This window comes from Amycolatopsis sp. cmx-11-51, from assembly GCF_047608665.1.
In the GTDB taxonomy this organism is placed as follows: domain Bacteria; phylum Actinomycetota; class Actinomycetes; order Mycobacteriales; family Pseudonocardiaceae; genus Amycolatopsis.
The window spans coordinates 1-14,637 of sequence record NZ_JADNQO010000015.1 but is presented as its reverse complement, the minus strand read 5'-3'; the positions used below and the strand labels follow the sequence as shown (position 1 = coordinate 14,637).

Here is a 14,637-nt window from a genome sequence, read left to right as displayed (position 1 = left end):
CTATCGAGATGACCGGCGGGCCGCAGCTCCCAGCCCGGTCAGGTCGTCAGCCGAACCAGGTGAGGTCGAGAACGTCGACGTGGAACTCGCGAGGGGGACGGCCGGGCCGGTGACGTTGACCGTAGGACCACGACGCACCGATTCAACCCGATCGGCAAGCAACGCGATGTTCGCGACAGCGAGGCGCCGACACCTCTCGTCCTTGGCGATGCCGGTTCCGGAAAGACCGTCACTGCAGCGGCGGCGGCTCGCGCACACCTGCTGCGGCGAGACGCGGCCGCTCCTGCCGGCGCCGCTCGTGATCGTGTGTTGTTCTCGACCTTCAGTCTTCAACGGGTTGCGCGCACGCCTGATCTTGCCCGTCGCGACCGCCTCGAACGGGATCCCCTCGGCGGCGGTGACGCGAGCCTCCAAACCGGCCGCGGTACCGACCCAGAGGACCTCCACGGGCTTGCCCTGATCGGCCAGCTTGGCCTGAAGCGTACGAATGGTCGTCAGCGCTGGATAGATATGCCCACCCGTCCCGCCCCCTGTGACGATCAACCGAAACGGCAGTTGTGCCGACATCTTGCGGTGCTGGGCGCCGGCCTGAGCCGCGGCATGCTTGTGCATCGTCAAAACCCGCTGTTTCTCAACCTGTCGGGGAGGACTCGACTGTGACCCGGCCTGGGGCCAGCTTTCGACGCTGATTGTTTCATAGGCGGGGATTCGTTTCGGCGCCACTCACCGCATGCCGTGTAGTACTGCGTTGGGCGTCCACTATGGACACGACCGCGGCCATGCGGGCTGTCCGCTGACAGGTCGTCACCCCCACCCCCTGCAAAGGGGCGGAGGGCACGGTTCCCCTCCCCTGACACCAGTGGCCGATGCAGCCTATCGGCGACAAATCCAGACGGCCCAGTCTCATCTTCGCTTCACAAATGAAACGGAGATGGCGCGGCTAGCGTGGCGCGTGTGCCCTCCCACACCGTGAACAAATCCCCTGGTTCCGCTCAGCACTCCGTCCCGGCCCGCAAGGCCGCCGAGCCTCTTTCGCCGGCGTTGATCCGATGGTTCCCCGGTGAGAAGTTCGCCGGTATCGCCGAGATCGGTGACCACGTCCGATGACCGCGGGCTACTGGAACCGCTACGCCGAGCGCGCGGCCGACACCGGCCACGACGATCCACCCGAACAGGCCTTGGGGTGGACTCGGTATCCCGGGCACGGTCCCGTGGCCGAACTGCTCGGCGACCCGCGTTCCGCTCTTGAGCTGGGATGCGGGCGCTGGGACGCGGTCGCGGCACTGGCCGCACGGGGAGTGGACGCGACCGGCGTGGACGTCTCCGCGGTGCAGTGCGAGCAGGCGCAACGCCGCTTCGGCACCGTCGCGGGTACCCGCTTCGAGCTTGCAGCACCGGCCGGACGATCGCACCCGATACGGGCTTGATCAATCACCATCGCGAATGGCGAGCCTCGAAGAACTGGGGACGGCTGAACGTTGCTCGTAGAGGCCGCACTGCGCTCCGTGGGCGTACCCATCCGACGCCTATGACGGCGGTCCCGCCGCTCAACCGAACGAGAGCTGTGTCTTGACCTCGACTCTGCTTGATGTTTCAGGATGATCGTCATGGACTTGGAGAACATCGGTGAGCAGTCGGGCAAGGTCGCCTCGGTCGGGCAGGTCTCGAAAGTCGGACCGCATGACGACGAGGGCCTCACCTCAGAGGGGGCCGAGGTGAGGCTGCGAGCGGAGGTCATCGACTGGATCGAGGAGGTGGCGCACCCCTTGACGACCACTCGGCCGTCGGCACCGTTGGAGGATCTTCGGCCCTTGGCCGGGATGCTCGGGCGGGCCTCGATCGTGGGGTATGGGGCCGGGACGCGCGGTGCGCACGAGGTATTCACGATGCAGGACCGCATCGCCCGTCTCTTGGTCGGTGCGGCCGGATTCCGGGTGGTCGCTTTCGACCAGGACTGGACACTCGCTACGCGGCTCGACGCGTTCGCGCGCGCCGGTACCGGTGACCCTCGGGCGATCCTCGCGGACGCGGAGGCCTTCGCCGACACCGAGGAGATGCTCGGGCTGGTCGAATGGGTCCGTGACTTCAACCAAAACCATCCCGATGATCCGGTCCGGCTGGCGGGAGTGAGCCCGCACGCGGTCGGGGCAGCGGCGTACGACACGGTCCTCGATCACTTCCGCGAAGCCGCTCCCGCACGTCTCGACGTGTTGGCGGCGTACTATGCCGACCTGCGCCCGGAGGGCGATCTCGCGACGCACACCGACTATTTCCGGAAGCTGGCGAACCGCACGGAATGGGTCGAACGCGCTCGCGCGGCGCACGACCTGGTGGCCGAGGTGACGGCTGGTCTCGTCGGCCACACGTGGGCACTGCACACAGCACGCGTGATCGTTCAGTTCTACGAGCTGCACGATCACGACGACCGGCCCGAAGACCCGTTCAACATGGCCTACTTCGAGCAGTCGTTCGCTGAGAACGTCGAGTGGTGGCAACGGTACACCGGTCGCAAGACCTTGTTCTGGTCATCGAGCTCACACACCTCCAACGGCCTTTACCGAGGCTTCCCTCCGACCCCCTCGGACGTGTCCCGCAACGCGGGCAGCTACTTGCGGGAGCGGCTTGGACCCGCTTACCTCTCAATCGGGCTGACATTCCACGACGGCGAACTGGCCACCTATGCGAGAACCGACCCTCTCCACGTACCGGGCTCCGCGCCCGAGCTGATCGAATCGGTTCTCGGCGGAACCGGGCTGGACGGCTACCTCCTGGACCTCGACGCGGATCGGCCACAGTCGGTAGCCGAATGGCTGTCTCGCACTGCGAAGTTCAGGGTCATCGGAGGCGACTACGACCCCGACGCCGACAGCGTCCACCACATGACGGGCGGCTCACCGCGAGACTGGTTCGACGTGATCGTTCATTGCCAGCACGTCACACCGGCCCGTCCTGTCGACCGGGCCACATGACCACCAGGGTTCAGGGGTCGACGACATCGCCGATCCGCGACATCCACGCAAGCTCGACCAGTTGCCGAACGAGACCGAGGAGATGTGCGGACGTCTGAGCGCTCGCTCCGCGACCAACGGACATAGAGGACGTAACCGCCGCTAGGAGACCTGTGATTGCTGCGATGCCACATGGTAGTTGCATCCAGGCTGGTGAACGGAGCGGAGAGACCTGTGGCTACCTGGCACCATGGGCCCGTGGATGTCGCATGGCCCGGCGTTCGATCTCGTCCAGCCGGAGTCCGTGACCTCGGCGAGCGAGAGCACGTACACGGTGCTCAGCTCGAGTGAGGAGAAGAATTCGCCCGCCGACAGCGCCAGCGGCCGCGGTGGCTCCGACCGCGGCGCCCGTGCTCGTCAGGCTGCTGACGTACATCCGTTCCAGGGTGCGGACGACCTCCGCCGGTGTCGCATCCGGGTTGCTGGCGGGCACGGGCGATGTTCTTGCGGACCAGCGGTGCCTGCATTCTCGGGTTTGCTCAGTTTGGCTTGTGCCTGCTCGAACAGGGCCTTGTAGTCCACTTCGGCGGGCGGTCCGGTCTCGGCCGGTGTGCGGGGTCTGCGGTGTGGAGGCGTTGTCGCCGGGAGAGCGGGAATCAGTCACCACCTGTCCTCGTAGAGATGATCAGGGGAAGGCCTTCACAGGCGGATATCACAGGCGCTGATGAGAATCGAGTCGCTGCGGATGCACGCGGCGGCTGTTACATCGCGTGCTCTGCGGCCCTATGTTGGTCGTTGCCAGAAAACGGCAACAGTCGGGTTCTGTCAGCACAATGCGGGGTACAAAGACATATCGGCATCGGCGCGGGCCACACGCTGGAGACAGCGGGTGCGAGTGCGGTCCCGTCGGTCAAGCAGTCGGCCGACGGGACCGGTCTCCATACGCATCACACCGGCTGGGCCGGAACGTGCAGACGATAAGCGCGTGGCTTCCAATCAGAGTTCGCGACGGTGCTCGACGAGCCACTGGGCGACTTCGTACAGCTTGATATTGGTGGTCTGTGAGGATTCCACCAGGAGGCGAAACGCTTGAAGGGCGTCGATATCGTGACGTTCCATGAGGATGCCCTTGGCCATGCCGATCATGTCGCGGTTTTCGACGGCGACATGCAGGCGGGCTTCGGTCTGTGCTCCGATAAGGGCGATGGCGGCGTGGGTCGCGAAGAGCCCGCCTTCATCGTTGTCTTGGTCGGTGAACGCGTCGCGAGCGCGGGAGTAGAGATTCAGGGAACCGAGTGTGTTGTCCGTGACGAACAGCCGGAAGGACAGCATCGAACGAACACCGGTCTCGGCGGCCTCAAGGGCGAACGCTGGCCAGCGGGTTTCCGTGGTGAGATCTCCGGTGCGGAAGATGTGGTGTTCGGCGATCGCGTCGAGGCACGGTCCCTGACCGGTGCGGTATTGCACCTCGTCGATCGTGGTGACGACGTTGTCGGTCGGTGCGACGGTGCGAATCCGGCGCCGGGGTTCCACCAGGGAGATTCCGGCGAAATCGGCACCCGGGATGTCGTCGGCCGCCGCCTTCACGATTGCGGCGAGTGTGGACTCGACATCGTGTTCGGCCTGCAAAGTTCGGGCGATCCCGCCGAGCATCGCGCTGAGGCTTCCGCCAACCGAACCTTCGTAGTCGTTCACCCGCTGCCCTCTCCTTCCACCGCCGAGGCCAGCCTAACGAACCTCGTGACGACCTGCCGCGCATGACCTGAGCCGGCAAAGATCACCTGCCCAGGGGCGCTGTGGCAACGCGTCCGACAAGATCCACTGCTTGTGCGGGGTGCCGCCCATGCCGGGGGTACCGAGGGCGAAGGTCACCCAGCCGACCCAGTGTCCTGTCGTCGTCGCGGCCCAGGCGCTGAGCGGTCCGGAAGACGGTCCCGGTGAGGTCGAGTCCATCACGGACGGACTCTTCGGTGCCGCGATCGGGAAGGCTCGACGGAGGGATTGGGAAGGCCGCGGGCTGCGCCGCTGGCCTCGAGTGGCGTCACGGGGGAGGAGGGGCCCTCCCGTGGTGGCATGGGTGGCCTGCTCCGGCGCCACTGATCCGTCAGCCGCGAGCCATCTGAGCGGTCACTGATCGTTTCATCCCGATTTCATCGACTGTCACTACCGTCCCTGATCAGGTTGCGGTCCGCTCGTTTGACGACGATCTCGTTGGGGTGCTGATGTTTACTGGGGGAAGGGCACTCGCGCGAGCGCTCGTGCTGGCGGTCCTGGTCGCGTTGTGCGCGTCACTGACGCAGGCCGTGGTGGCTCCGCCGCGATCGGAGGCGGCCGAGGTCCCACGGGATCTGCCGATGATGCCGCCGTTGGCGCCGAGGGATGATTCGGCGAAAGCGGCAACTCCCGGGCAGGCGCCGGTCATGCAGGAGTCGGCGGCCGATTTCACTCCGTTGGCGAGCGGGGGTGCGCCCCGTGCACGGGGCGGTTCGGCGCCGGAGACGAGTCTGGTCAGTCCGGTCGACCAGGCCGTGGTCGCCACCGAGACGCCGACATTGCAGGTCGCCGTGGTGGGCAGTGGCGTCCTGTACTGCTTCAAGGTGTCGACTGGGGTCGACGGCCGATCGGGCAGTGTGGTGGATTCGGGATGTCTATCCACTCCGCAGTGGACGGTTCCGCTGCATGTGTTGCACGACGGCGGCAAGTACAGCTGGACGGTTGGCACGGCCACACCGGGTGGCGGCCCGGAAACGGTGACGCCGCCGAAATGGGTGGGGCACTTCACGGTCAATCAGCGGGTGGGTGATCCTGGACCGTCGCCGACCGACGTGCTGGGGCCCGCGACAGTGAATCTGTTCAACGGCAATGTCCATGTCGAAGCCGCCGGGCCGAAGTTCGAGTCGGTGGGTGGGGCCGCCGGGGTGACGTTCGCGTACAACTCCCGCCAGGGTGAGCCGCGAGGGGTGCGAGCGTCGTATTTCAACGATTCGCGGCACACCGGGGCGCCGGACGACGTTCCGGTGATGGTGCGAAGCGAACCTCAGGTCAATCTGGACTGGGGCAACATGTGGAGCGATGTGCCGGAGAACTTCCCGTGGCGGGAGGATCCGATGCCGCCCGCGTTGAACAAGGACTGGTTCGTCGTCCGCTGGGAGGGCCACTTCCGGGCCCCTGCCACCGGGGACTTCCGCTTCGCCGGTGGACACGCGGACGGCGCGAAGATGTGGGTGGGCGACAAGCTGGTCTATGACAACCCGAATCCCGCGGCGATCGGCAACGATTTCCTCCAGCCGGGCCCCAGGCAGGAACGGGAGGTGGCGTTGACCGCGGGCCAGCGGGTTCCGATCAAGATCGAGCTGTACCACCGTTCGAAGGAACGCCCCCAGATGGTGTTGTGGGCCAAGAGCACCACAGGCCCGGACAATCAGCGCAGCCACAGCCTGCCGCCCAAGATCGTGCCGACGGAATGGCTGTACTCGGCCGATCCGCCGCAGTTGCCGGGGGGCTGGACGCTGGGATTCGCGGGCAGCGGGTACAGCAAGGCCGAGATGTTGGACGGGTCGGTGGTGCTCACCGACAACGCCGGGGGAAAGCACACGTGGGGCAAAGCCTCCACCGGCGGTTACCAGCCGCCCGCGGGTGAAGACGGGGTGCTCGCCTTCGACGCGGGCGGCCGGATCTCAGTGACCCAGACCGGCTCGATGTCGGTGTTCAACGTCGACGGCACCCTGGCCACCGTGGCGTCGGTGCAGGACAGCAAGAAACCGGCCGCTTTGCAGTACCTGTACAGCGGTTCGATCCCTCGGCTGACGCAGATCAAGGATCCGGTGTCCGACAGGGCGCACGAGCTGTTCTACAACACCGACAACAGCGACCGTTGTTACGGCGGTGTGCCTCGTCCGAAAGGCGCGGACGCGGCCCCAGCGCAGCAGCTGTGTCGAATCCGGTATTGGGACGGCACCGAAACCCGGCTCTGGTACGTGCTGGACTCCCTGGGACGCATCGAAAATCCGGGCGCAGACATCTGGGACATGAACTACGCGAACGCACTGCGGGCCAAACAGGCCTTCGACTACGCACGCAATGACGAGGAGCGCCAGAAAGCCAAGGACAGCATTGGCCCCCTGGCCGAGTTCCGCGACGGTGTGGCCTATGACTGGGTGGCACGGCAACCGTCTCTCGAGAACTGGGGCACCGAACGCACAGTGATCGACTACGGCGCCTTCGTCGAACGACCGTGGCAGCCGGCGCGCGCACGAGTGGTGCGAATCCTGGCGCCGTTCGCCGATGGCCGCCTGGCGGCGGGTCCGCGACCCGGGCGGACGTACAGCCACGACCTCGACAACAGGCGAGCGTTCGTCGGAGTGTCCGGGGTGGAGGACTTCCAGCGCTCTCGCACGGTGACCTACGACGACGCCGGTCGTGCTCTGACGGTGACCGATGCGGACGGGGTGACCGCGAAGATGGAATGGAACGCCAAGGACAAGGCCGTCGCGAGCGCCGACGGGAAAGGTAGGCGCATCAGCAACGTCTACGATCACGCCGACCGATTGACGGACAGTTACGGGCCCGCCCCGGCGTCGTGTTTCGCCGGCGAGGTTCCGACGCCGGCGTGCGCGGCGACGGTGCCGCACCGGCGCCTCGGCTATGACGAGGGCATGGCAGGGCTGCAGGCGGAGTTGTATGACAATCCGTTCTTGGCCGGGCCGCCCGCCGTGTGGCAGACAGGGGTCGGTACCGGCGACGGCTCCCTGGTCGGTAACTGGGGCGGCACACGGCCCGTGGCCACCACCGGTGGCTGGTCCGGTCGGTTCACCGGTGAGATGCGGTTCCCGGCCGCCGGTACTTACGAGGTGGGCTTCACCGCTACCGACGGCGTGCGGTTGTGGATCGACGACTTCCTAGTGGTGGACAGCTGGACCGACAAATCCGGCACCGCCGTCTCAGGCAGCTACCGGAACACGACGGCGGGCAGCCTGCACCGGGTCCGGGTCGACTACTACAACCGCGCCGGTGACACCGGGGCCTTGAACTTCACCTGGACCCCACCCGGGACCCAGACACCGGTGACGGTGCCAGGTACGAACCTGGCACCCCGCTACGGGCATGAGACCAGCAAGATCACCGACAGCAGCTCCGGAGGCGGCGTCGAACGCGCACCGGCGACGAAGACGGTGGCCGGGTACTCGGATCCGGAGCACGGAATCGACCCGGTGTTCGGGCTGCAGGTGTCGACGACCGCAGATCCCGGCGGACTCGCCCTGACCAAGCGCAACACTTTCGAACAGCCTGGCACCGGATATCTGCGGCGGCTGGCCGAAGCGCTGCCTGGCGGCGACCTCGCCGACCCCGGCAAACGAGGAACGTCCACCTACTACAACGGGAGTGAGACCCGCGCCAACCCGTGTGACGCGAAATCCGCCGCGGTCAACCAGGGCGGCATGGCGAAGACTCTCACCGCGGCCAAGAACGCGGACGGCTCGGCCAACACGGCCGAGCAGGTGTACAACGCGGCCGGTCAGACTGTCGCCACCCGGGTCAACAGTGAGCCGTGGCTGTGTATCACCTACGACAGTCGCGGGCGGGTTGCCAAGAAGGCGTTCCCGGCGATGGACGGGCAGCAGCTGCGGACCATCACCTACGACCACGCGGTGGGCGGCGACCCGCTGGTCAAGAAGATCAGCGACGCCGGCGGATCCACCACCAGCGTGATCGACCTGCTCGGGCAGGTCGTGTCCTACACCGACGCGAACGGCGTGGTTTCGACCAGCAAGTACGACATCGCCGGACGCAAGCTCAGCGAGACCAGCACGGTCAAAGGCGTCACCTCGACCCTGAACTACCGCTGGAGCAACGCGTCCCGGCTGACTCGCCTCGACCTGGACGGAATCGCCGTCGCGACGCCCGGGTACGACGCCGGGGTTCTGCGGAACGTGGGTTACGGCAACACCTCGAAGCTCGCGATCGACCACAACGACGCGGGCGCGCTGACCTCCGTCTCCTGGGCCGTGTCCGGTTCCACGGTCACGGACACGGTCGTCCGGTCCCGCGACCAACGCATCACCGATGACACCGTCACCGACACCGCCGCGCCGAACACCTCCTATCGTTCCGCCTACACCTACGACGGGGTCGGCCGCCTGGTCGCGGCCACCGTGCCGCACCACCAGCTGACCTACGCCTACGACGGCGACGGTGGCTGCGGACCCAACCCGAGAGCGGGGTCGAACACCAACCGCACCCGCTTCACCGACAGCAAGGGTGGCGCGCCCGCGGTCAGCACCGGCTACTGCTACGACAACGCCGACCGGCTCCTGTCCACCAGCGGCGGGACCGCCCTCGCCTTCGCCTACGACGTCTACGGCAACGCGACCAAGGTCGGAACCGACACCCTCGGTTACGACTCGACCCGCCGCCACGTGTCCACCGCCACCGCGGCGGGGCGCTCGGTCACCTACACCCGCGACGTCACCGACCGCATCACGGCGCGCACGGTGAAGGACGGTGCCAAACCCGCACAGGTCACCCGCTACGGCTACGCCGCCGACTCCGGCGGCCCCGACCTCGTCCTCGACAGTGCCGGGAACCTGCGGCAACGAGTGCTGAAACTGCCCGGCGGTGTGGTGCTCACCAAGAACTACGACCAGGCCAAGGCCACGAACTGGTCCTATCCCAACATTCACGGCGACATCCTGTTCACCGCGGACGGCACCGCCGCCCGCACCGGCACCATCCACCTGTACGACCCGTTCGGCCAGAACATCGACCCGGTGACCGGGGCGTTCGGCGACATCCCGATCCCGGCCACCGCCGAGGGCGGCATGGACTTCGGATGGCTCGGTCAGCACACCGTCCCGATCGAACACGTCGGCAGCCAGCAGGCCCTGGAAATGGGCGCTCGCACTTATCTCCCGGCCCTCGGCCGGTTCCTGCAGACCGACCCTATCTCCGGTGGCTCGGCGAACAACTACGACTACGTCAACGGCGACCCCGTCAACTCTTTCGACCTCACGGGCGAAATGCCAGGGGTGAACGCTCTCGAAGTCCTCGGTCTGGCACTTCCGGTCGTGCCGACCGGAAGGACGGACTTCTTCGGGAAGGTCGAGTGGCTTCCGCCTGGCCATCCGAACGCGCACGAGGGCGGCACGATCAGGATCGTTCCGACGGATACGGGACGGCAAGTAGCATTGCTCACCACCAACCCATTGCTTGAAGCCATCAACACCCCACGTCAACTGCAGGCCGCGGCGTTTGCGTCCTTCGCGCCAGGTCTGAGCGGCGCCATGACGGCCTGGCAGGCGTGGAGTGAATTCAAGGACAAAGCACTCGCGGCGGGTGCCCCCAAGGACCTCGTCGAGTCCGATTCGACGTTCCAACAATTCCTGTGTCATTGGCTTGCGGCGGAGTGGATCGACAACGGCAGGTCGTCTTGGAATCTCGACCCTGGCCGCAACGATATCGGGACAGGGAGATGCATAACGGCCGGGTGCAATCCGGAATAACCCGGATTCGGTGAGCGGCGACCTTCGGTGCGTCGGACAACTCTGCGTGCGGCAGCAACCACCCTGCAAGCGGCCAAGAGCGCCGGACCGAACGTGGTGTCGTGGTCGACGTTCAAGAAGCGCGGGCCGGGTCTCGGCGTCCTGGCTGAACAACGCCTGCTCGAGCCCACCGGCGGCGGAGCCGGTCGAAGATCATGGAACTCATTTCGCCAAGGTCATGGAGCCTGTGGTCCCGGGGATGGCATGGCTGGTGCCCAGCCACGAAGTGCCGCCGGGATCGCCGCGTGGAAGGCGACCTCGCCGACGGCGGTGTCGAGCGCTCCGGCCAGTTCGAGCGTTACGACTCCGTGCAGGGTCGCCCAGAACGAGAGCGCGATCGACTTCGTTTCACCAGCGAGGACGATGGCCGCCACGGCGCGGTCGATCGCGTCGAGCAGCAGCCGGATCGGGTCGCGCGGCCCGGGCATGCCCGACGGGTCGAAGGTCTTCACCCCGCCGAACAACACCATGTACAGGTGCGGGTGCGTACGTCCCCACTTCCGGTACGCGGCGGCGAGCGCGTAGAGGTCCGCGAGCGGATCGTCGGTGACCGGCACCGCGGACAGGCCGTCGAACAGTCCCGCGACCGCCCTGGTGCGCACCTCCTCGATTAGCGCGTCCTTGCTGCCGAACAGCGTGTACACCGCCGCCGTCGCCGTTCCCGCCGCGCTGGCGAGCGCGCGGACGGTGATCGACTCGAGCGGGCGGGTCGCGAACAGTTCGGTGGCCGCCTCCACCAGTCGCTCTTTCACGCTGTCGTCGTTGGTTCTGGGCCTCGCCACAGCAGCAAGTCTAGCCGATATGCTAACTTAGTTTTGAAACTAAGTTTGGAAACTCGGACAAAGGACCCCGCATGTCACGAACCATCCCCCGGCTGGCACGCGCCGCCGGACGCGCCGGACTCGCACTGGCCGCCGTCACCGGGCTGGCCGTCCTGTTCCTGGCGCTGATCGTTCTGACCGATGGCGCGGTCTCCGGCCTCGCGGCGTGGCTGGTGACGCTCGCCATCGGGGTGGCGGCCGCGACCTGGCGGGCCCGCCGCCGTTCGGGAACACGTCGGCTCGTGCCCTACCTGCCGGTGCTTGTCGCCATGGTGCTGACCGGGACGGTCTGCGTCCCGAGCGTGCCGACCGATCGGCAGTACCCCGCGGCTTTGCCGTTCGTGGCAACGCGGCACTGGGAGTTGTCGACCGGAAGTCAGGTCGCGGTGTACCACTACCCGCCCGCCCCCGGCAACCCTCGGCGCGACGTGCCGCTGGTGTACCTCCACGGCGGGCCGGTCCGCAGCATTGCCGTGCTCGACCACCGCTTCCTGCAACTCCTGGCGCGACACGGTTACGACGTCTACGCCTACGAACACGCCGGCGGTGGCCGGAGTGGCCTGCTTCCCCTTGAGCAGTACAACATCGACAGGTCTGTCCAGGACTTCACGGCGTTCGTCGACCACCTGGACAAGGGGCCGGTCGATGTCCTCGGGTTCTCCGCGGGCGCTGGCGTCCTCACCCGTGCCCTGGCTGACCCGCCTGCCGCGACCCGGATGCACAAGGCCATCATCGCCGAGCCCGGCCCGATGGACGGCCCCACCGCGCAGCTCGCCGGACACAAAGGACAGCCGAGCGCACGCGATCTTGTCCCAGCCATGAGCGGGCCGCGGTCCACCCACGTCCCCAGGTACGCCGTCGCGTTCGGCCTCATGCGCCTCGGACTCCTCAGCCCCGGCTCCACACTGGTGGGGCAAGCCGAAGGCGACAACGCGTTCACCGCCGCTGATCTCGGCAGCGACACCGCCTCGTCCTACTGCGCCCGCGACGCCAACCGCATCCCGGAGGAGGACTCCACGGAAAACTTCTCCTTCAGTCCCGCCGCGAGCATGCAGATCCAGCAGACGATCAAAGACTCCCCGTCGATCGCCACACGGCTACAGCGCTCCGGCACACCCGCGATGCTGATGATCGCCCAGTGCTCCTCCCAAGTCCGGCAATGGGCCACCACCATTCTGGCCGAAAATCCCGCCATCGAGCGGACCCAGTTCGTGCCCGACGTCGGACACCACATGTGGAACGGCCTCGATGACAACAACGACAAAGCCTTCGCTGTAATCGACACCTTCCTGCAGGAAAAACCGTCCCCCTTGCCGAACTATCCGACGCGCAGCGACATCGCTGCCTTTCTCCATGAGAAAAAATGACATCCATCGGGTCTGTCAAACGAACGGTGTAACTCGGGTTGAAGGAAATTATTTGTGTCCGGCGGCCAGGCGGCCGTCGAAGGCGGTCTCGAACGCGTTCAACGCTGGTTTCGTGCGCCGTGAGGCGCTGTGGTTTGAGTGGAGGTGAGAGACCGCCACCGTCGGATCGTCGCAGCGGTCCGGTAGGAGCTGAGGACAGGCTCAGTTCACCGACGCCGGCGAGTTTCGAAGGCACTCGGCCCTGCAGGCGCGGGTCACCGAGGCCCACCGGCAACTAGTCGAGCAGAGCGGGTTCGTCTTCCGAGCCGCGGGGGACGCCGTCGGCCACCACGACGCGATCCGCTTCACCACGTACATGGTGCCCGCCCGCGGCGGGGAGATCGCCTGGACCGGATTCATCTTCGTCCGACTGGACGAAGATGGGCGGATCCGGCAGGAGTATCAGTTCGGCGACGCACCGACCGCCGGAGTAGCCAAAGGAAATCTGGCAGGAACCAGGGCGGTCGTGGAAGAACTTCTGCGCCGAAGCGGACAGGGAAATCCCGGGCACATCGCGGAACTGTACGCACAGAACGTCGACTGGCGAGTCGACTGGCCGGTCGAGAACCATCCTGCCGTGCCCTGGATCCGGCCCCGGTCCACCCGAGCCGACGTCGCCGACCACTTCCACACGTTCAGCGAGCACTGCCCACCCGCCGAGAGTCACGTGTCCATCGACCACATCATGGTCGACGGGATCGACGCCGCAGTGACGGGCACAAGCTCGCAGGTGGTCGCCTCGACCGGCAAACGTTTCGTCATGACGTTCGCGCTGCACCTCACTGTTGAGGACGGTCTGATCACCCGGCACCACATGTACGAAGACAGTCTCACGGTCGCCGAAGCATTCGACCGCTCCTGACCGGACACCACTCCGGACCGGCACACCCGGTTCGGAGCGGGTGCCTCTCCCGCCGTGGCCGATGCAGCAGGAGTCGGCAATGTAGCCCTGTTCGCTCACGTCGACCGTATCGACCTCGTCGCCAACCTACTCGGGTCCTTCCGCCGAACTGTGACGATGGCGGTTCAGCTGCAGAGCATGCGATTAGGGTTTCCTGCGCTCCACGGCAACCCGGCTTCGGCGCGCTTGCGACGAGCGTCGAGGGCCGCCACCGCTTGACATTCGACCTGTCTGGGTACGTGAGCAGGGTTAGAGAGCGGTCACCGTGAGATGGTGAGCGGTCGTGGTTTCGTGCCTGTCAGGGTCTCTACGAATTGGCTGTCGCTTCCGGGTCGGTGTGAACCCACTGGAGGTACTCGATCTGGGCTGGGTTCCGGAGATCCGGCACCTTGCTCGCCAAACTCGTCCTGCGTGCCGCCGACACCGCCGAACACATTGGGGTGCTGCGTTACGCCGAGTTCCGCGCGATCTGTGTCCATGTCCCACGTTTCCGCCGAGCGCTCTACGCCGGACCGGTGAGGTTCTAATCGCCACTTCGGTCTAGGCCGGCATGTCGCGCAGCGTGGAAGCCGGGACGAAGGCGGGGCGGAGTGTGCAGTCGACGGGCTGAAAAGTAGGTGGTCTAGTCGGACAGGGCGTACCAACGACCGCAGCCCAGGGGAACTTGTCGGCGGCCTCGTACACGGTCGCGCCGGTCAGGTCGGGTTCGTCCACTGCGCCCCCGGCCACTCGTAGGGCCTAGCGTGTTACCGAGTCGAGTCGACCATGCCAGTCCCTGCTTGGTCCCTGGTCGGAGTGGTGGTGGACCCGCTACCTGGTGTTATGTCTGCCTCTGCCGCACCGGTGCAGTTGCCATGACGTGCGCTATTCGCTGATGGTTGGCCGCGTCGCCGGATTCGGTCAGCGCAATGCATGAGACGGCCGGTGGCCCGGTGACGCGCGGTGCCGGAACGGCTACCATGCCGGGTGTTCCTGACGATCGGCGAGGAGAGCCACTTCCGATGTCCTCCCACAGTGCAGCAC

General features: G+C 66.5%; 11 protein-coding genes. 7 read left to right on the top strand and 4 right to left on the bottom strand.

Annotation, left to right across the window (positions count from 1 at the left end; genetic code table 11):
• Entirely contained in the window at positions 1-612 is a 612-nt protein-coding gene (locus ACM6LU_RS32775) for a glycosyltransferase (protein ID WP_414941694.1), read from the bottom strand.
• A gap of 342 nt (positions 613-954) precedes the next feature.
• Here ACM6LU_RS32775 and ACM6LU_RS32770 point away from each other — a divergent pair, with 342 nt between their 5' ends.
• The 3 genes from ACM6LU_RS32770 (at position 955) to ACM6LU_RS32760 (ending at position 2,969) form a co-directional block, all read left to right on the top strand.
• Positions 955-1,107, top strand: coding sequence for a hypothetical protein (locus ACM6LU_RS32770; RefSeq protein WP_414941693.1), 153 nt, complete (start codon positions 955-957; stop codon positions 1,105-1,107).
• Positions 1,104-1,427 (top strand): hypothetical protein, encoded by a 324-nt coding sequence (locus ACM6LU_RS32765; RefSeq protein WP_414941691.1) that lies wholly within the window; start codon positions 1,104-1,106, stop codon positions 1,425-1,427. Before ACM6LU_RS32770 ends, ACM6LU_RS32765 begins: the two co-directional genes overlap by 4 nt.
• Positions 1,428-1,607: 180 nt before the next feature.
• Positions 1,608-2,969, top strand: a complete 1,362-nt coding sequence (locus ACM6LU_RS32760; protein WP_414941690.1) for an erythromycin esterase family protein — start codon at positions 1,608-1,610, stop codon at positions 2,967-2,969.
• Between the two features lie 975 nt (positions 2,970-3,944).
• Here the strand turns inward: ACM6LU_RS32760 and ACM6LU_RS32755 are convergent.
• Entirely contained in the window at positions 3,945-4,643 is a 699-nt protein-coding gene (locus tag ACM6LU_RS32755; RefSeq protein ID WP_414941688.1) for a GAF and ANTAR domain-containing protein, read from the bottom strand.
• A 527-nt stretch (positions 4,644-5,170) separates the two neighbouring features.
• Here ACM6LU_RS32755 and ACM6LU_RS32750 point away from each other — a divergent pair.
• Positions 5,171-10,447, top strand: coding sequence for a DUF2599 domain-containing protein (locus ACM6LU_RS32750; RefSeq protein ID WP_414941687.1), 5,277 nt, complete (start codon positions 5,171-5,173; stop codon positions 10,445-10,447).
• A 215-nt stretch (positions 10,448-10,662) separates the two neighbouring features.
• Here ACM6LU_RS32750 and ACM6LU_RS32745 read toward each other — a convergent pair whose 3' ends face one another.
• Complete coding sequence (locus ACM6LU_RS32745; RefSeq protein ID WP_414941686.1) at positions 10,663-11,268, bottom strand: TetR/AcrR family transcriptional regulator; 606 nt, start codon at positions 11,266-11,268, stop codon at positions 10,663-10,665.
• A gap of 71 nt (positions 11,269-11,339) precedes the next feature.
• On the opposite strand from ACM6LU_RS32745, the gene ACM6LU_RS32740 reads away from it, so the two are divergent.
• Positions 11,340-12,674: an alpha/beta hydrolase gene (locus ACM6LU_RS32740; protein WP_414941685.1), complete on the top strand. Its 1,335-nt coding sequence runs from the start codon at positions 11,340-11,342 to the stop codon at positions 12,672-12,674.
• Between the two features lie 274 nt (positions 12,675-12,948).
• Here the strand turns inward: ACM6LU_RS32740 and ACM6LU_RS32735 are convergent, their stop codons facing one another.
• Complete coding sequence (locus ACM6LU_RS32735; RefSeq protein WP_414941785.1) at positions 12,949-13,224, bottom strand: hypothetical protein; 276 nt, start codon at positions 13,222-13,224, stop codon at positions 12,949-12,951.
• On the opposite strand from ACM6LU_RS32735, the gene ACM6LU_RS32730 reads away from it, so the two are divergent.
• On the top strand, positions 13,180-13,575 hold the full coding sequence (locus ACM6LU_RS32730; protein ID WP_414941783.1) for a nuclear transport factor 2 family protein: 396 nt from the start codon (positions 13,180-13,182) through the stop codon (positions 13,573-13,575). The two genes, ACM6LU_RS32735 and ACM6LU_RS32730, sit on opposite strands and share 45 nt — an antisense overlap.
• A gap of 428 nt (positions 13,576-14,003) precedes the next feature.
• Positions 14,004-14,141, top strand: coding sequence for a hypothetical protein (locus tag ACM6LU_RS32725; protein WP_414941684.1), 138 nt, complete (start codon positions 14,004-14,006; stop codon positions 14,139-14,141).
• Positions 14,142-14,637 lie beyond the last annotated feature (496 nt).